The sequence below is a fragment of the Mesorhizobium sp. M0894 genome, from assembly GCF_040319725.1.
In the GTDB taxonomy this organism is placed as follows: Bacteria; Pseudomonadota; Alphaproteobacteria; order Rhizobiales; family Rhizobiaceae; genus Mesorhizobium.
The window spans coordinates 260,727-277,660 of sequence record NZ_JAMYOG010000008.1 but is presented as its reverse complement, the minus strand read 5'-3'; the positions used below and the strand labels follow the sequence as shown (position 1 = coordinate 277,660).

At 61.6% G+C, this 16,934-nt stretch carries 13 protein-coding genes; 5 read left to right on the top strand and 8 right to left on the bottom strand.

From position 1 onward, the window contains the following. Positions 1–173 precede the first annotated feature (173 nt). A complete protein-coding gene (locus NKH91_RS18370; RefSeq protein WP_023717542.1) occupies positions 174–1,592 on the bottom strand; it encodes a DEAD/DEAH box helicase in 1,419 nt (472 codons plus the stop codon). A gap of 387 nt (positions 1,593–1,979) precedes the next feature. Here NKH91_RS18370 and NKH91_RS18365 point away from each other — a divergent pair, with 387 nt between their 5' ends. Together NKH91_RS18365 and NKH91_RS18360 are read left to right on the top strand one after the other, a co-directional pair. After that, positions 1,980–3,512, top strand: coding sequence for an acyl-CoA carboxylase subunit beta (locus tag NKH91_RS18365; protein WP_352950987.1), 1,533 nt, complete (start codon positions 1,980–1,982; stop codon positions 3,510–3,512). 7 nt (positions 3,513–3,519) lie between these two features. Next, positions 3,520–4,590, top strand: a complete 1,071-nt coding sequence (locus NKH91_RS18360; RefSeq protein ID WP_352718459.1) for a M48 family metallopeptidase — start codon at positions 3,520–3,522, stop codon at positions 4,588–4,590. A gap of 43 nt (positions 4,591–4,633) precedes the next feature. Here the strand turns inward: NKH91_RS18360 and NKH91_RS18355 are convergent, their stop codons facing one another. Together NKH91_RS18355 and NKH91_RS18350 are read right to left on the bottom strand one after the other, a co-directional pair. Next, positions 4,634–6,640: a hypothetical protein gene (locus NKH91_RS18355; RefSeq protein WP_352849258.1), complete on the bottom strand. Its 2,007-nt coding sequence runs from the start codon at positions 6,638–6,640 to the stop codon at positions 4,634–4,636. Further along, the gene (locus NKH91_RS18350; RefSeq protein WP_352849260.1) at positions 6,637–8,187 is read right to left on the bottom strand and encodes an NAD(P)H-hydrate dehydratase; all 1,551 of its coding nucleotides are present in this window, start codon (positions 8,185–8,187) and stop codon (positions 6,637–6,639) included. Before NKH91_RS18350 ends, NKH91_RS18355 begins: the two co-directional genes overlap by 4 nt. 364 nt (positions 8,188–8,551) lie before the next feature. On the opposite strand from NKH91_RS18350, the gene NKH91_RS18345 reads away from it, so the two are divergent. Both NKH91_RS18345 and glnA read left to right on the top strand, forming a co-directional pair. Next, positions 8,552–8,890, top strand: coding sequence for a P-II family nitrogen regulator (locus tag NKH91_RS18345; RefSeq protein ID WP_019857988.1), 339 nt, complete (start codon positions 8,552–8,554; stop codon positions 8,888–8,890). Between the two features lie 54 nt (positions 8,891–8,944). Continuing rightward, a complete protein-coding gene (gene glnA / locus NKH91_RS18340; RefSeq protein WP_023717536.1) occupies positions 8,945–10,354 on the top strand; it encodes a type I glutamate--ammonia ligase in 1,410 nt (469 codons plus the stop codon). Positions 10,355–10,469: 115 nt separating this feature from the next. Here the strand turns inward: glnA and NKH91_RS18335 are convergent, their stop codons facing one another. Continuing rightward, positions 10,470–11,510, bottom strand: a complete 1,041-nt coding sequence (locus tag NKH91_RS18335) for a glutamine synthetase beta-grasp domain-containing protein (RefSeq protein WP_023717535.1) — start codon at positions 11,508–11,510, stop codon at positions 10,470–10,472. 317 nt (positions 11,511–11,827) lie between these two features. Between NKH91_RS18335 and NKH91_RS18330 the strand changes: the two genes are divergently transcribed. Continuing rightward, positions 11,828–12,022, top strand: a complete 195-nt coding sequence (locus NKH91_RS18330; protein WP_352643139.1) for a DUF2735 domain-containing protein — start codon at positions 11,828–11,830, stop codon at positions 12,020–12,022. 89 nt (positions 12,023–12,111) lie between these two features. On the opposite strand, the gene NKH91_RS18325 is transcribed toward NKH91_RS18330, so the two are convergent. From NKH91_RS18325 to NKH91_RS18310, 4 genes are all read right to left on the bottom strand, one after another. Further along, positions 12,112–14,001, bottom strand: a complete 1,890-nt coding sequence (locus NKH91_RS18325) for an MFS transporter (protein WP_023717534.1) — start codon at positions 13,999–14,001, stop codon at positions 12,112–12,114. Between the two features lie 185 nt (positions 14,002–14,186). Further along, on the bottom strand, positions 14,187–14,978 hold the full coding sequence (locus NKH91_RS18320; protein ID WP_352849263.1) for an ATP12 family chaperone protein: 792 nt from the start codon (positions 14,976–14,978) through the stop codon (positions 14,187–14,189). Between the two features lie 2 nt (positions 14,979–14,980). Beyond that, a complete protein-coding gene (locus NKH91_RS18315) occupies positions 14,981–15,838 on the bottom strand; it encodes a DMT family transporter (RefSeq protein WP_502899004.1) in 858 nt (285 codons plus the stop codon). A gap of 68 nt (positions 15,839–15,906) precedes the next feature. Beyond that, complete coding sequence (locus tag NKH91_RS18310; RefSeq protein ID WP_352507446.1) at positions 15,907–16,887, bottom strand: RluA family pseudouridine synthase; 981 nt, start codon at positions 16,885–16,887, stop codon at positions 15,907–15,909. Positions 16,888–16,934: the final 47 nt, after the last annotated feature.

Here is a 16,934-nt window from a genome sequence, read left to right as displayed (position 1 = left end):
GCGCTGGCGCATGCTCCCCGGTGTTTCGGGGCGCCGGGGTTTGGGGTGTGGGGCGCGGGGGTGTTTAATTAACAAATGCCAAAAAACAAAACGGGCCACGGGCCCAAAACTCGGGTCGCCCTTTTCAATCGTGAGTGACCAAGCCAAGCTTGGCCGACCGCAACACGGTCAGGCTATGCGGCCCGCGCTGCCGGCCGCTTACCGCCGAAGCGGCGCTTGTTGTTGCCCTTGAAGGGCTTGGCGCCTTCCGGCTTGCGCTCGCCCGCAAAGGCTGGCTTGTCGCCGAACCGCTTCTTGCCGAAGCCGTTGTTTGCGCCGCCGGGCCGCCTGCCGTCGCGACGGCCATTGTGGTCGTTGCGATCATTGGCCGGTTCGAAACTACGCTCGTTCTTCTCGGCGGGATTGCGCTGTGGATCGGGGCTGCCGAGATGGTCGGCAACGATCGGCAGCTTGGTGCGGATGATGCGCTCGACCTGGCGCAGCTTGCTGTTTTCGGACGGGTCGCAGAGCGTGATGGCGATGCCGTCCATGCCGTTACGGCCGGTGCGGCCGATGCGGTGGACATAGCTCTCCGCCTCGTCCGGCAGGTCGAAATTCACCACATGGCTTATGCCCGGCACGTCGATGCCGCGCGCCGCAATGTCGGTCGCCACGAGAATGCGCACCGAACCCTCGCGGAAATCGTTGAGTGCCTTCTGGCGAGCGTTCTGCGACTTGTTGCCGTGGATGACGGCGGCCTTGAAGCCGTCACGCTCGAGATCCTTTGTCACCCTGTCGGCGCCATGCTTGGTGCGCGAAAAGATGATGACGGACTTCATCGCCTCGTCGGCAAGCATGTTGGCCAGCACCTGACGCTTCTGCTTGGTGCGGGCAAAGACGACGCCCTGCACGATCTCGGCGGCCGCGGTGCTGTGAGGAGCGACTTCGACGCGAATCGGGTTCTTCAGCAGGCCTTTCGCCAGTTCGGCGATTTCGGCCGGCATGGTTGCCGAGAACAGCACCGTCTGACGGTCCGGCGCCGTCGCCCTGGCGATGCGCTTGACGTCGTTGATGAAGCCCATGTCGAGCATGCGGTCGCCTTCATCCAGCACCAGCCATTTGGTGTCGGCAAGCACGAGGTCGCCTTCACGCACCAGGTCGGTCAGCCGACCTGGCGTTGCGATCAGGATGTCGACGCCGGGCGCAACCTTCTTCACCTGGCTGAAGCGCGAGACGCCGCCAAGCACCAGCGCTGTCGAGACATGCGCGCCCTTGGCAAGCAGCTTGATCATCTCCTCGATCTGCACGGCGAGTTCGCGCGTCGGCGCCAGGATCAGTGCGCGGGCTGTCTTCGGCCGGCGCTTGGTGCCAAGTGCGATGATCTTCGACAGGATCGGCAGCGCGAACGCCGCCGTCTTGCCCGAGCCGGTCTGGGCGATGCCGAAAATGTCGCGGCCTTCGAGCTGCGGCGGGATCGCCTGGGCCTGGATCGGCTTCGGATCGGTAAAGCCGGCGGCATTCGTGGCCTTGAGCAGTGCGCCGGTAATTCCAAGTGCGGCGAAACCGTTCAGTTCCCCAGCGTCCTTACCGGTCAAAGTGTTTTCATTGGTCAAAATATTCTTCTTTCATGCGGCTCCTGGCCGCAAACATCAATGGCGGCAGGGCGCAACCTGCCGTCGAAAATTGTCATGAAACGACAAGGCGGGCGGACGTTATCGTCCGCACGGCAGCGCTGTCGTGCCCGCAGGCATCATGCCACGGGGCTTTTTCGCCACCTTGCCGATATGTCGGGAAGAGGGAAAACAGACGCAACCAGTCTCATTCATCGAGAAGGCCGGATTATCCCGGCCCAAGCGCCTATGCCGCCGCATATGGCCCAGTTCGCATCGAAATGCAAGGGGCCTGATGCTGCAGCGCAGCAAAAGCCATTAGGAAGCGGCGCTTGCGCTCGCCCCCAGGCATGATTACCACAATCAAGCTTTCCGTTTCGGGGACCGGTCATGAAGGACGTGCTGAAGGAACTCGAGCGCCGCCGCGAGGTCGCTCGCATGGGCGGCGGCCAGGCCCGCATCGACGCCCAGCACAAGAAGGGCAAGCTGACCGCCCGCGAACGCATAGACGTCTTTCTCGACGAGGGCTCGTTCGAGGAGTTCGACATGTATGTCGAGCACCGCTCGACCGATTTCGGCATGGAGAAAACCAAGATCGCCGGCGACGGCGTCGTTACCGGCTGGGGCACCGTCAACGGTCGCCCGGTCTATCTTTTCGCCAAGGATTTCACCGTGTTCGGCGGCTCGCTGTCCGAGGCGCATGCCGAAAAGGTGGTCAAGGTGCAGGAGATGGCACTGCGCAACCGCGCGCCGATCATCGGCCTCTACGACGCCGGCGGCGCCCGCATCCAGGAAGGCGTGGCGGCCCTCGGCGGCTATGCCGAGATCTTCCAGCGCAATGTACTGGCCTCCGGCGTCATTCCGCAGATTTCACTGATCATGGGCCCTTGCGCCGGCGGCGACGTCTATTCGCCGGCGATGACCGACTTCATCTTCATGGTCCGCGACACCTCCTATATGTTCGTCACCGGCCCGGATGTGGTGAAGACCGTCACCAATGAGACGGTCACCGCCGAAAGCCTCGGCGGCGCTTCCGTCCACACGACGAAGTCCTCGATCGCCGACGGAGCCTACGACAATGACGTCGAGGCGCTGCTGCAGATGCGCCGGCTGGTCGATCTGCTGCCCGCCTCCAACACGGCGGAAATTCCCGAGATCGAATGCTACCAATCGGTCACCGATCACGATCTGTCGCTCGACCGGCTGATTCCCGACAATGCCAACAAACCTTACGACATCAAAGAGTTGATCCTTAAAGTTTCCGACGAGGGTGACTTCTTCGAGATCCAGCAGAATTTTGCGAAAAACATCGTCACCGGCTTCGGCCGTGTCGAAGGCCGCACAGTCGGCTTCGTGGCCAACCAGCCGATGGTGCTGGCCGGCGTGCTCGATTCGGATGCCAGCCGCAAGGCCGCGCGTTTCGTGCGCTTCTGCGACTGCTTCTCGATCCCGATCGTCACCTTCGTCGACGTGCCCGGCATACAGCCCCGCAACCCGCAGGAATATGGCGGGTTGATCAAGCACGGCGCCAAGCTTCTGTTCGCCTATGCCGAAGCGACCGTGCCAAAGATCACCGTCATCACCAGAAAGGCCTATGGCGGCGCCTATGATGTCATGGCGTCAAAACATCTGCGCGGCGATATGAACTATGCCTGGCCAACGGCGCAGATTGCGGTGATGGGCGCCAGGGGCGCGGTCGAGATCATCTATCGCAAGGACATCGGCGACGCGGAGAAAATTGCAGCACACACAAAGGCTTACGAGGATCGCTTTCTATCGCCCTTCGTTGCCGCCGAGCGCGGCTATGTCGACGAGGTGATCATGCCGCATTCGACCCGCCGCCGCATCGCCCGCGCGCTCAGGATGCTGCGCAACAAGGATATGCAAAACCCTTGGAAGAAACACGACAACATCCCGCTGTGAGGGGCTGATGTCGCGCCTGGTCCTCTACATGGGAGCGCGTTTCGGCAGATTTGCCATCCTGCTCTTCGCTCTCCCGCTGTTCTGCCCAATAGTCCTGTGGTTCTGGCTCCTCGATTGGCATCCGCTCGCCGTCATCGCGACTGGTGCTGTTGCAATCCCGGCCGCGATGCTGGCCATCGTTCTGTTGATCGGAACATTGTTCGCCGGTTTTCGACCCAGCAAGGTCAAGGGGATTACTCGGGAATCAGCCCCGAAGCTGTGGGCTGTCTGGGAGAGTATTGCCGGCAAACACCGCGCCAGCCGAACGAGGATCATCCTGAGCGACGATCTCAACGCCAGCGTCGGTGAAGAGCGGCCGTTTCTAGGCTTGCTTGGTCGCAGGCCGATTCTCACCATCGGCCTGCCATTGCTCGCAGCGACCGACCAAAAGGCATTTGCGGCGATCTTGGCTCATGAGGACGCCCATCTGAAAAACAAAGATACAAATGGCGGACTCAACCTGGCCGAACTCGAGAAAAGCTTCGATCTAATCTTCGACTTCGCTCCTCCGGGGAAAACCGTTTCAGGCAGCCTGTTCTACTGGATGCTTGGTCCGCTGTCGCGCACTCTGGAGCGCGAAGAAATACGGTTGTCGCGACGAGCGGAAATTGACGCAGATCGCCATGCAGCGACGTCCGGCGACGCACATGATGCGGCCCGCGCCCTGCTTCTGATCGGTGCCGCCAGTGCGTTCTTCGATGATCAAGTCTATAGCCCGCTCCAGCGTGAACTGCTTGGCGCCATGGCTCCGCCCCGTCCACCACTCGAAAGGGTCCTGGCGGCCGCCGCTCACTTGTCGAGACTTCCCATTCTGCAGGAGTATGCTCAAAAAGCGTGGGACGCGCGAGATAACGAAAGTGCGGACCATCCGCCCTGGTCCGAACGTCTGATTGCTCTTGGATTTAGCTCGGCTCCAGAGATAGAACCAATTCTGGTTTCTGCCTTGTCGAGCCTGCTGAGCGATGCGTTCGTCGCCGAACGCGTCCGCCATTTCGACGGCGAATGGACATCGAACATCGCCGACGACCTCGATCGATAGCTATCCACCTGGAACTACTGCGGCCAATGCCTCAGTCGGTGGCCTATTCCTCTTCCGCAGCACCGAACCCGCCCCCCATCGTCGCGCGGGCAGCGCCCGACCACGGCGTGGCGTGATTGTCGATGCGCATCTGGAAGATAAAATAGGTCGGCGAGCAGAAGCCGATGCCTTTCACCTTGCCGATGCCGGGCGTATCGGGTGGCAGCGACTGGCACATGTAATCCTCGCGGCAGAAATGGTCGGCCGAGCAGGCAGGACGATTGCCGCGATTGACGGCACCGCCCAGGCACTGGTCGAAATTATTGGTCGCCACGCAGGTGTCGAATTTTTTGCCGCCAACCAGCCCGCAAATCTCGTTCGGCATCGGCTTGCCCGGTTTGAAGGCGGCAAAGCTGCGATCCCGGTCGTCGCAGCCGCGATAGGCGATACCCGCCGGCACGCCGATCTTTGGCGGTCGGCAGGTGTAGCCGGCACGCGAAATGCTTGGCGCGAACGCCGCGAACTGGCCGGTGATGGTATAGCGGTCATTGAAAGGCTGTGCCGGGTTGCTGGCGATCGAGCCGGTCAGGCATGGATGGCCGGAAAACATGTTTTCGCTGTCCTTGGGCAGCAGGCATTGCGCCAGCTTGGTGCGCACGCCGGACACGGTCGCCAGCGGCGTGCAGACGGTGCCGCCGCCGCATTGCCAAGTCGCGCCAAAGCGGGCCGCATCCGCCGGCATCAGGCACGGCATCGCCATCTCGGCCGGCGAATAGGCGATCTGTCCAGCATCGCTCCATGTCGCCGGCGGCGCGAAGGACAGCGGGCGGAAGCGGTTCGGTTCCTTGCCGTCGGCAGTCGCGTGTAGCCAGGCGACGCGACGCGGGATGTCGGCGTGGAGATGCGGCGAGATGCCGACCTCGATGCGGTTGAGCGGCGAGGTCGTCTTGTCATCGAGGCCGATGAAATGGAAACCGGCGGTCGAGCCCGCCTGATGGCAGCCTTGGCAGGCGCCGTTGTCCAGCCGCTCGACCAATGCCTCTGGCGTGCGCACCAGCTTCAGCACAGAGAAATCGAGCCCTTCGAAATCCGCGGGCTGGAACAGCGGCGTGAACGGGTGGTTGGCCTGCCTTGCGCTGCCGAAGGTCGACCACGAAATGACCTTCCTTGCCAAAAACTCATCGGGGATTTGGTAGACGCCTAGATCGACCGCCGCAACATTGGTGCGGACATAGTCGGCAAGTCTTGCTTTCAGCGCGGCGTCTTCGGCAAGACGTGCCATGTCGGGCGTGTTTTCCAGCGGCTTTTCGCTGACAGCCGTTCCGTCGATCCCGAAAATTCGCATGAGATAGGCAGCCTGCCCGCCGAATTCGGTCTCCTGGCCGGAGGGCAAGCGGACCACTTGCGCATTGAGCTCGAGCTGCTTGAAGGTGAGCGCCGCTCTTTCCAGCGGCCCACCGATCAGCCAGCCGGCATCGACGCTCTCGTCGAGCTGTGGTGCCCAGCGTCCGGCGACGCCGACACAGCCGCCATCGACATCCGGCGCGGCATTGTAGACGGCACTAAAATTGAACGGCAGGCGCGAGGCCAAAACCTTGCCGTTCTTCTTGAAGCTGTAGGCGAGGCGATAGATGAAGCGCACTTCGCCGCAACTCCCGTCGCCTTTCAGCGCGGCGAAGTCGCGCCGGTCGAGCCGGTTGACGACGCCGACGAGGCGGAAGCGCGCTGCGTCGGTCCTCAGCCAGCGCATGTCCATGACACGGCCAACATTGCCGTCGGTCACCTCGTACAGCGGCCGGCCGCCGGCCTTCATCTCGGTCCGCAATGCTGCGACGTCGCTTGCAATCGTTTCGACGACCGCGTGGTAAGCCGGCGCCTTGTCATAAAGCGTCTTCAAATCGCCCTTGCCGTCGACGCCGAAAATGCCGGCGAAGCCAAAGCCCTTGGCATCGAGAGCAGCAAGTACCGCTGGACCATCGACGATGGTCACCGGCTGCTCAGCGGCATTCGCCGACAGTGTCGCCAAAGCGGCCATGACGAGTGTGGTGAAAAGGAGTGCAATGCGTCTCATCGAAGGTCCGGCTGGCTTTCGATCAATTCCCGCAGCACTGGCACCAGAGCCGACGGTAGATCCTCGGCGATCAAGCCGGGCCCGAAACGACGGCCGGCCTCGGCGTGGATCCAGACCGCCGCGCAGGCAGCCTGGAAGGCCGCCATGCCTTGCGCCAGCAATCCGGCCGCGATCCCCGACAGAACGTCACCAGAGCCAGCCGTGGCCAGCCACGGCGCACCGTTGGCATTGATCGCGGCCCTGCCGTCGGGCGCCGCGATCACCGTGTCGGCACCCTTGTAGACGACAATGGCATTGGCGCGCTTTGCTGCTTCGCGCGCCTTGGTCACTTTGGACTGTTTTTTGTTCCCAGCGATATCTGGAAAAAGCCTGGCGAATTCACCCTCATGTGGCGTCAGCACCAGTGGCGGTGACCATGTCTGACGCGCTGCGTCGAACAGTGCCTGAGGCTGAAGCGCCAACGAGGTGATGGCGTCGGCATCCAGAACGATGGCACTGGCGTGAATTTCAGGCGTAGCCGCTGATGCGCGGGTCAGATCCGCGATCGCCGCAATCAACTGCAATGCGAAATCGCCGACCTTGGGTTTCGGCCCGAGCCCCGGTCCGAACACCAGCGCCTCGGGATGCCGCGCCACGAGGAATTCCTGCACCTCTTCGAGCGAGCCGGCCTCGCGCAGCATGATCGAGGTCAGATGCGCGGCGTTCACCTGCATGGCGTTTCCAGGTGAAAGCACAGTTACTGCCCCTGCCCCACTGCGAGCCGCGGCCATGGCCGACAACCTCGCTGCGCCCGTCGCACTCGGTCCGCCGGAAAAGACAGCAACATGGCCACGCTTGTATTTATGCGAATCGACAGCCGTTCTCGGGAAGTACCATCGCAGCCAAAGTTCCGGTGTGTTCTCGAACGCCGTGACCTTGAGCTGATCGATGATCCCATCCGGAATGCCGATATCGGCGACGATGATCTCGCCGCACAGCTCGCGCCCCGGCATCAGCAGATGGCCTGGCTTTTTCCGCACGAAAGTCACCGTGACCTCGGCCTGGAAGTGAGCGTTAGTCAAGCCGGTCTCGCCTGACACACCCGAAGGCAAATCGATCGAGACCACCGGGACGCGCTCAGCGCTGCTCAAGCCTGAGACGGCCAACGCATGCATCGAAATGTCCTTGGACAGTCCCGCGCCGTAGAGTGCGTCCACGACCACTTCACCCGCTTCCGGGTAGCAATGGCCAATGTGTTCCACGGGCAAGTTGCAGGCATCAGAGGCCAACGCGGCATCGCTTCCGGGTTTCTGCTTGCCTTCGGCCCAGACGGCAACGTTCATGCCGGCCTCTGCCAACAACCGCGCCACGACATAGCCGTCGCCGCCATTGTTGCCGGGGCCGCACAGGACATGGACGCGTCTCGCCTGGGGATAGCGCGCCAGGACGACGGCAGCGACCGCTTCGCCGGCGCGCCGCATGAGGCCGAAGCCATCGAGTGGCCCGGCCGCAATCGCCAGCCGATCGGCCTCGGCCATTTCAGACGGAGACAAAAGTTCGTTGCTCATGGAATATCAGGCGACATGCACATCATTTCCCCAAGCATTGTCCAGTTTTTGATCCGACGCAAACAACGAAGGTCCCTAAGCAAAGTTGGCGGCGTACCTCGTTCGGGACGACGGCGCGCAGCTGCTCATGAAATATCCGATCTGCCCAATTTTTGTGCGGACGGCAGGACCGGCGGTGTGTAGGCTCGCGGTGTTCATGGCGCATCCGACGCAGCGAATGATGCGAATGTACATTCCTGCGCGGCATGGTATCCAAATCATGTGAGGCTGCTCGGCGCCCCATCAATTGGCACAGTTCGTGCTTGATTGAGGCGCAAGCGGGGCTCACAACCCGTCTTTTTTGGCAGTGGAGGCCACTTTTTACATGAAAAAGATCGAAGCGATCATCAAGCCGTTCAAGCTAGACGAAGTGAAAGAAGCGCTTCAGGAGGCCGGGCTGCAAGGTATCACCGTTACCGAGGCCAAAGGGTTTGGCCGCCAGAAGGGCCATACCGAGCTTTATCGCGGTGCCGAATATGTCGTCGACTTCCTGCCGAAGGTGAAAATCGAGGTCGTGCTCGGCGACGATGCCGTCGAAGCCGCGATCGAAGCCATCCGCAAGGCGGCCCAGACCGGCCGCATCGGCGACGGCAAGATCTTCGTCTCCAACATCGAGGAAGTCGTGCGCATCCGCACCGGCGAAACCGGCATGGACGCGGTCTGAATTTTCCCGTTAAAAGGCCATGTTCAAAACGTCATCACATAGGGAAGCAGGGACATGACGACAGCCAAAGACATCATGAAGCAGATCAAGGACAACGACGTGAAGTTCGTCGATCTGCGCTTCACCGATCCGAAGGGCAAACTGCAGCACGTTACTATGGATGTCGTCGAGGTCGAGGAAGACATGTTTGCCGATGGTGTCATGTTCGACGGTTCCTCGATCGCCGGCTGGAAAGCGATCAACGAGTCCGACATGGTGCTGATGCCCGATCCCGATACGGTGCATATGGACCCGTTCTTCGCCCAGTCGACCATGGTCATCCTGTGCGACATCCTCGATCCGATCTCGGGAGAATCCTACAACCGCGACCCGCGCGGCACCGCCAAGAAGGCCGAGGCCTACATGAAGGCGGAAGGCATCGGCGACCAGATCTTCGTCGGTCCTGAAGCCGAGTTCTTCGTGTTCGACGACGTCAAGTACAAGGCCGACCCCTACAATACCGGCTTCCGGCTGGATTCGACCGAATTGCCGTCCAATGACGACACCGATTACGAGACCGGTAACCTCGGCCACCGGCCGCGCATCAAGGGCGGCTATTTCCCGGTGCCGCCGATCGATTCGGCACAGGACATGCGCTCGGAAATGCTCACCGTGCTCGCCGAGATGGGCGTGCGCGTCGAAAAGCACCACCATGAAGTGGCCGCCGCCCAGCACGAGCTCGGCATCAAGTTCGACACGCTGGTCCGCAACGCCGACAAGATGCTGATCTACAAATATGTCGTGCACCAGGTCGCCAATGCGTACGGCAAGACGGCCACTTTCATGCCGAAGCCGGTATTCGGCGACAATGGCTCTGGCATGCACGTCCACCAGTCGATCTGGAAGGAAGGCAAGCCGACCTTCGCCGGCAACGAATATGCCGGCCTGTCCGAGAGCTGCCTGTTCTACATCGGTGGTATCATCAAGCATGCCAAGGCGATCAACGCCTTCACCAACCCGCTGACCAACTCCTACAAGCGCCTGGTGCCCGGCTATGAAGCGCCGGTGCTGCTCGCCTATTCGGCTCGCAACCGCTCGGCCTCGTGCCGCATTCCGTTCGGCTCGTCGCCGAAGGCCAAGCGCGTCGAGGTCCGCTTCCCCGATCCGGGCGCGAACCCCTATCTTGCCTTTGCCGCCATGCTGATGGCCGGCCTCGACGGCATCAAGAACAAGATCCATCCGGGACAGCCGATGGACAAGGATCTCTACGACCTTCCGCCGAAGGAATTGAAGAAGATCCCGACCGTCTGCGGCTCGCTGCGCGAAGCCCTGCAGAGCCTCGACAAGGACCGCGGCTTCCTGAAGGCTGGCGGCGTCTTCGACGACGACCAGATCGACAGCTATATCGAGCTCAAGATGGCCGAGGTGATGCGCTTCGAAATGACCCCGCATCCGGTCGAATACGATATGTACTATTCGGTCTGATCCGGATCGTTGCAGCCAACAAAAAACCCCGGCGGAGACGCCGGGGTTTTTTTATTGCGATGCGATCGGAGAGAAAGTCTCGGCGCAGGCCTGAGGTCTACGCCGGGACGAATGCTCAAGCCGCGGCCGAAACCTCGGCGCTGGTCGGGACGGAGGCGATCGTCTTCAATATCTGCGAGGCGATCTGGTAGGGGTCGCCCTGCGAGTTCGGACGGCGATCCTCGAGATAGCCCTTGTAGCCGTTGTTGATGAAGGAGTGCGGCACGCGGATCGAGGCGCCGCGGTCGGCGATGCCGTAGCTGAACCTGTTCCACGGCGCGGTCTCGTGCTTGCCGGTCAAACGCTTGTCGTTGTCCGGACCGTAGACGGCGATGTGATCCATCAGGTTCTTGTCGAAAGCCGCCATCAGCGCTTCGAAATACGCCTTGCCGCCGACTTCTCGCATATAGGCGGTCGAGAAGTTGGCATGCATGCCGGAGCCGTTCCAGTCGGTATCGCCGAGCGGCTTGCAGTGATATTCGATGTCGATGCCGTATTTCTCGGTCAGGCGCTGCATCAGATAGCGTGCCATCCACATCTGGTCGGCGGCCTTCTTGGAGCCCTTGCCGAAAATCTGGAATTCCCACTGGCCTTTGGCCACTTCGGCGTTGATGCCTTCATGGTTGATGCCGGCGGCGAGGCAAAGGTCGAGATGCTCCTCGACGATCTGCCTGGCGACGGAGCCGACATTGCTGTAGCCGACGCCGGTGTAGTACGGGCCTTGCGGCGCCGGATAGCCACTCTCGGGGAAGCCGAGCGGGCGGCCGTCCTTGTAGAAGAAATACTCCTGCTCGAAGCCAAACCAGGCACCCTCGTCGTCGAGGATGGTGGCGCGCTTGTTGGATGCATGCGGCGTCACGCCGTCCGGCATCATGACCTCGCACATGACGAGCGCGCCATTGGTGCGGGCGGGATCCGGATAGACGGCGACCGGCTTCAAAACGCAGTCGGAGCTGTGGCCCTCGGCCTGCATGGTCGAAGAACCGTCGAAGCCCCACAGCGGAAGCTGGTCGAGCGTCGGAAACTCGGCATAGTCCTTGACCTGCGTCTTTCCGCGAAGATTGGGAACCGGGGTGTATCCATCGAGCCAAATGTACTCGAGCTTGTATTTCGTCATTCTAGCCTCTCGTTGCTTGATCACCGAACCCTGGATGGCGCCGGGGCGAGCCGGCCTATCCAGCAGCCGACCTGCCGACTGTTAAAATGCAATTCGTGTGCCATTTGGCTGGCGACGGGTGCGGCAAAAGCGATGTAGTGTCGGCGCAAAATTGCTGAGCCGTCGTAATTGTGCGATCGGATCGCTCACAAGCATAGTTTGCATAAATATTGTGCAGCTACTGATCTTTTTATAATCATGTTGCCCAATTCGATTGCGAAACCTATCTTGGGGAAAGGTTGAATCGGCAAGGTTGTGCCGAAGAAAGGAAACCGACAATGGAAATCACTTCCACTCGTCAGTCGGCCAAAATCCTGATGTTCCCGGTGGCAGCGCGCGCTTCTGCCTCAAATTTAAGCGGAAAGGCTAAGTTCGCAGCAGAACTTGCTTCTTTGCGCAACCGAACGGATTTCGGAAGTGCCTGGTATCATGAGGCAGCGATCGAAGAAGCGAAAAACGATCGGAAGAGCTGAGCCTCCCCATCTCTCGTCTCCCTCCGATGAATCGCAAAGCCCGGCGCGATAGCTCGCGCCGGGCTTTGCTTTGAATCGGGACAGGTCGGCTATTGCTTGGTATGCAGGTCTGTTCCGAGGGTATCCCTGATGAAGATCATGCCGATGACCAGCGACATCGCCGCGATCACCACCGGGTACCAGAGACCGTAGTAGATGTCGCCCTTGTAGGCGCTGAGCGCGAACACCGTCGCCGGGAGCAGCCCGCCGAACCAGCCATTGCCGATATGGTAGGGCAGCGACATTCCGGTGTAGCGGATGCGGGTCGGAAACATCTCGACCAGGATCGCGGCGATCGGCCCGTACACCATCGTGACGAAGATCACGAGGACGAACAGGATGGCGATCGTCATCGGCCAGTTGACCGCGGCCGGGTCGGCAAACATGGCAAAGGGACCGCCGCCCGGTATGGTGTAGACAGTGACCTCGGGGGCTCCCGCAGCCTCATCGGCAGTCAGCAGCTTGTCCTTGATCGCCTGGTCGGTCGGGACCGTCGCCTTGTCGCCGGAGCGGATCGCGGCCGTATCGAGCTTCAGCTCGGGATTGGCCGCAATGAAGGCCTCAAGCTTTTGGTCCGGCACCTTGGCCGCTGCCCGCTTCAGCGGATAGCCGCCGTCCCGAAGCGCTGTGTTTACCGCTTTGGCGAAAACGGCGTCCTTAGCCTTGGCTTGATCGCCGGCCGCAGTCGCGTCGTACGACTCAACTGTCTCGTTGCCGATTTTGACCGACGCTGCAGTGCCGGGGGCTGCCGTCGTTACCACGTCATAAGGCACTGAGTTCTTGGTCAAGAACGAGGTGGCGATATCGCAGGACGTCGTGAACTTCGCCGTGCCCACCGGATTGAACTGGAACTTGCAGTCGCCCGGTGCCGCGGTGACCGTCGCGCGCGTGTTTTGCTGCGCGGTGGCGAGCGCCGGGTTGGCTGCCCAGGTCAGCGCCTTGAACAACGGGAAAGTGCAGACGATCGCCAGTGCAAGGCCGGCCATGATGATCGGCTTGCGACCGATCTTGTCGGAGAGCCAGCCGAACACGACGAAAAAGATGGAGCCGACCGCTAGCGCGATTGCGATCATGATGTTGACCGACTGCGCGTCGACCTTGAGCACGTTGGTTAGGAAGAACAGCGCGTAGAACTGGCCATTGTACCAGACCACGGCCTGGCCGGCTGTGAGGCCGAGCAGTGCCAGCAGCGCAATCTTTGCGTTCTTCCATTGGCCGAAGGCTTCCGTCAATGGCGCCTTGGAGCCTTTGCCTTCGTCCTTCATGCGCTGGAAGGTCGGCGATTCAGAAAGCGACAGCCGGATCCATATCGAAATCCCGAGGAGCAGAAAGGAAACGATGAAAGGAATGCGCCAACCCCACGCGGCGTAGGTTTCCTTGGCCATCGACCCCTGGACGATCAGGATGACGACCAGCGACAGGAACAGGCCGAGCGTTGCCGTCGTCTGTATCCACGACGTGTAGTAGCCGCGGCGATCGTCGGGTGCGTGCTCGGCGACATAGGTCGCGGCACCGCCATACTCGCCACCGAGCGCCAGGCCTTGCAACATGCGCAAGATGATCAGGATCACGGGAGCGGCAATGCCCAAAGTCGCATAGCCAGGCAGCAAGCCGACCAGGAAGGTCGACAGGCCCATGATCGTCATCGTGACAAGGAAAGTGTATTTACGGCCGACAAGATCGCCGATGCGGCCGAACAGCAATGCGCCGAACGGACGCACGAGGAAGCCAGCGGCGAAAGCCAGCAGCGCGAAGATATTGCGCGTAGCTTCCGGGATGGTTGGGCTGAAAAAAGTCGAACCAATGAACACTGCCAACGAGCCGTAGAGATAAAAATCATACCATTCGAAAACGGTGCCGAGCGAGGAGGCGAAGATGACCTTCTTCTCCTCGCGCGTCATGCCGCGGCTTGTTTTGCCGGCGGTCGATGCCATTGCCATGAGTGTATCCTCCCGTGTGATTCCGTCGGTCTTCGATGCTGCGCGTCATCGTCCGCGTTTCCTCGGAACGCAGACTCAGTGCAGCCACCGGTGCAAAAAATGACAGAAAGCAGTGCCCAGAGGCAGACCGCCTTTGGGATTATGACTTTGGTCTAATGTGCAGTGCGAAATAGCGGCCGGTGCCGTCAGCCTTTGAGCGCTTCGAGCAGGCTGACTGCCGCCATCATGTCGCGCTTGCGGGCGGCGCGGCGGGCGACGGCCTCGGCATCATGGCCCCATTGCTCGGCCTGCCAGTCCTCGTCGACATGGCCGGCAGCCCAGGCCACCTCGCCGTCGAGCTCGCCGAAATCGACGGCCAGCCCCAGCAGCGCCGATCCGGTCAGCGAGGTCATGACGTGGATGGCAGCAAGGCGCAGCGGATCGGCACGTTGGGCTAGATGCTGGCCAAGCAGCGCGATACTCTCGCGCGGCTGCTCGACGTGGATCACGCCTTCGGCGAGCTGGAACCGGGCGCCGAGCGCGCTGCGCGCCCAGTCGATGACCGGATCCCAATGCTCGTTCTGCCGGTCGACCAGCCCCTGTGGTGTATCCGCGCGGTAGCAGAGCAGATCTGATGAGGCGAAGCGCAGGATGTCCTCCAGCACCGCCTGGGGATCACTGGCGACCCCATCGATTGCGGTGTTGACCAGACGCATCACCGGCATCGTTACCGGGTCGATGGTCTCCTCCTGTGCGGCGAATTCCTCGGCGACGAGAGCAGCCGCCTTTTCGGTCGGCAGCGCCAGCAGCGCCTTGGCCGGTGTGCGGACGGGCTTGCCATCGAGATGGACGGCAAAACCATCCTCGACCGGTGCCACCGCGACGGTCTTGTAGAAGCGCTTCGGCAGTTGCGTCTTCATCTGGATCTGGGCGCGACGCACCGGGTCCGGATCGGAGAGCTGCTTTCCCGCTTCGAGGTCGTTCAGTATGTCGCGCATGCTCATCCGGGGGGTTGTTTTCGGGCCGGGCGGTTGACGATGATAAGACCGGCGGCGATGAGGCCGAGTGCCAGGAAGATACGAACGGTCAACGGCTCGTTCAAGAAGACGGCGCCGCAGAGCACACCGAACACCGGCGACAGGAAGGTGAAGCTCGACAGTCCAGATGCAGGGTAGCGCCGGAGCAGCCAGAACCACAGAACATAGGTGAACGCGACGACGTAGACGGCCTGGAACAACAGAGCCAAGGTCGGCAGAACGACAAAGCTGCGGACTGGCGGCCCGGCAAAAGGCATCACCAAAATCCCGACGACGGCGGCCCCGGCCAGCTGATAGAGCAGCAGCTTTTCGGCGCTGGCCGTCACCAGCTTCGACCGCTTGATGACGATATTGGTCACGGCCCACAGAATGCCGGCGCCGAGACTGAGCAAATCGCCGCTCAATGTTGCGCCGCCATTGGCACTCAGTTTATCGGAAAACACTGCGACCAGTCCGGCGAAAGCGAGCAGAAGACCAGCGAGCTTGCGTGCCGTGATGCTTTCGCCCAGCAGGAAATGGCCGCCGACCAACATCCAGAACGGCATGGTGTTGACCAGCAAGGTGTTGCGCACGACGGTGGTGTGCTCGAGCCCGACATACAGAAACAGGAACTCGAGACCGAAAAGCGCGCCTGCCAGAATGCCGGCGACGAGAGTCTTGTCGGGCGTGAACAGCGCGATGCCGCGCCAGCGGCACCAGCCGAAAACACACAGGCCGCCGATCACCGAGCGGGCGATCGACAGGAAAACGGGATCGTAGCCGGCATAGGAGATCTTGGCGGCGACGTAGTTCAGCCCCCAGGAAAAAGTCAGCCCAACCATGATGGCGGCGGCCGCCAGATCGACCGCGTCACGGCGGTCGAGCGTATCTGTGGCGACGCCCACCGGCCCTAGTCCTCCGCGCTTGCGTCGTCGAAGCCGATCAGGTTCCAGCTCTGGCGCATGTGCGGCGGCATCGGCGCGGTGACGTCGACAAACCCCTTATCGGGATGCGGGATGACGATGCGGCGGGCGTGCAGATGCAGGCGGTTCTGCATGCCGCCGGGAAAATCCCAATTGGTGTCGGCCTCGAAATATTTGGGGTCGCCGATGATCGGGCAGCCGATATGCGCGGCATGGACACGAAGCTGGTGGGTGCGGCCGGTATACGGCTCCATCTCCAGCCAGGTCATCGTCTGTGCAGCCTGCTCGATGACACGGTAGTAGGACACGGCGTGGTCGGCACCCTTTTCGCCATGCTTGGCGATGCGCACGCGATCGCCGTCGGGCGTCGGTTCCTTGATCAACCAGGTCGAGATCTTGTCCTCGCGCTTCGGCGGCACACCCTTGACCAGCGCCCAGTAGGTTTTCTTCGTCTCACGCGCCCGGAACGCTTCGGCGAGCTTCATGGCGGCGAGCCTTGTACGGGCGACAACCAGAACACCCGACGTGTCGCGGTCGAGCCGGTGCACCAGACGCGGCTTCTCGCCCTTCTGGTTGCGCCAGGCTTCCAGCATGTCGTCGACATTGCGGGTGACCCCGGAGCCGCCTTGCACCGCCAGGCCGGCCGGCTTGTTGAAGACGAAGACCTTCGGGTCCTCATGGATCAGCATCTTGGCTAGGACATCGGCATCGCCCTGGTTGCGTATCGAATGGCCGGTCAGCGGGCTTTCGCCTTTCTTGTCGACTTCGAGCGGCGGCACACGCACCGTTTGGCCGGCTTCGACGCGGGTATCGGCCTTCACCCTGCCGCCGTCGACGCGGATCTGGCCGGAACGCAGCAGCTTCTGCAGATGACCAAAACCAAGACCGGGGAAATGGCTCTTGAACCAGCGGTCGAGCCGCATGCCCGCCTCACCGGCGTCCACTGTGATCTGTTCAACGCCTGCCATGATTCCAATCGCCGTTTTGCAGGCATGCAACGGCATTCGCCGGCATC

Excerpts from the sequence above, each read along its gene's own strand:
- NKH91_RS18345 (WP_019857988.1), top strand. The coding sequence starts at position 8,552 with ATGAAAAAGATCGAAGCGATCATCAAGCCGTTCAAGCTAGACGAAGTG.
- NKH91_RS18335 (WP_023717535.1), bottom strand. The coding sequence starts at position 11,510 with ATGACGAAATACAAGCTCGAGTACATTTGGCTCGATGGATACACCCCG.
- NKH91_RS18320 (WP_352849263.1), bottom strand. The coding sequence starts at position 14,978 with ATGCGCGACATACTGAACGACCTCGAAGCGGGAAAGCAGCTCTCCGAT.
- NKH91_RS18325 (WP_023717534.1), bottom strand. The coding sequence starts at position 14,001 with ATGGCAATGGCATCGACCGCCGGCAAAACAAGCCGCGGCATGACGCGC.
- NKH91_RS18365 (WP_352950987.1), top strand. The coding sequence starts at position 1,980 with ATGAAGGACGTGCTGAAGGAACTCGAGCGCCGCCGCGAGGTCGCTCGC.
- glnA (WP_023717536.1), top strand. The coding sequence starts at position 8,945 with ATGACGACAGCCAAAGACATCATGAAGCAGATCAAGGACAACGACGTG.
- NKH91_RS18355 (WP_352849258.1), bottom strand. The coding sequence starts at position 6,640 with ATGAGACGCATTGCACTCCTTTTCACCACACTCGTCATGGCCGCTTTG.
- NKH91_RS18360 (WP_352718459.1), top strand. The coding sequence starts at position 3,520 with ATGTCGCGCCTGGTCCTCTACATGGGAGCGCGTTTCGGCAGATTTGCC.
- NKH91_RS18330 (WP_352643139.1), top strand. The coding sequence starts at position 11,828 with ATGGAAATCACTTCCACTCGTCAGTCGGCCAAAATCCTGATGTTCCCG.
- NKH91_RS18315 (WP_502899004.1), bottom strand. The coding sequence starts at position 15,838 with ATGGTTGGGCTGACTTTTTCCTGGGGGCTGAACTACGTCGCCGCCAAG.
- NKH91_RS18310 (WP_352507446.1), bottom strand. The coding sequence starts at position 16,887 with ATGGCAGGCGTTGAACAGATCACAGTGGACGCCGGTGAGGCGGGCATG.
- NKH91_RS18350 (WP_352849260.1), bottom strand. The coding sequence starts at position 8,187 with ATGAGCAACGAACTTTTGTCTCCGTCTGAAATGGCCGAGGCCGATCGG.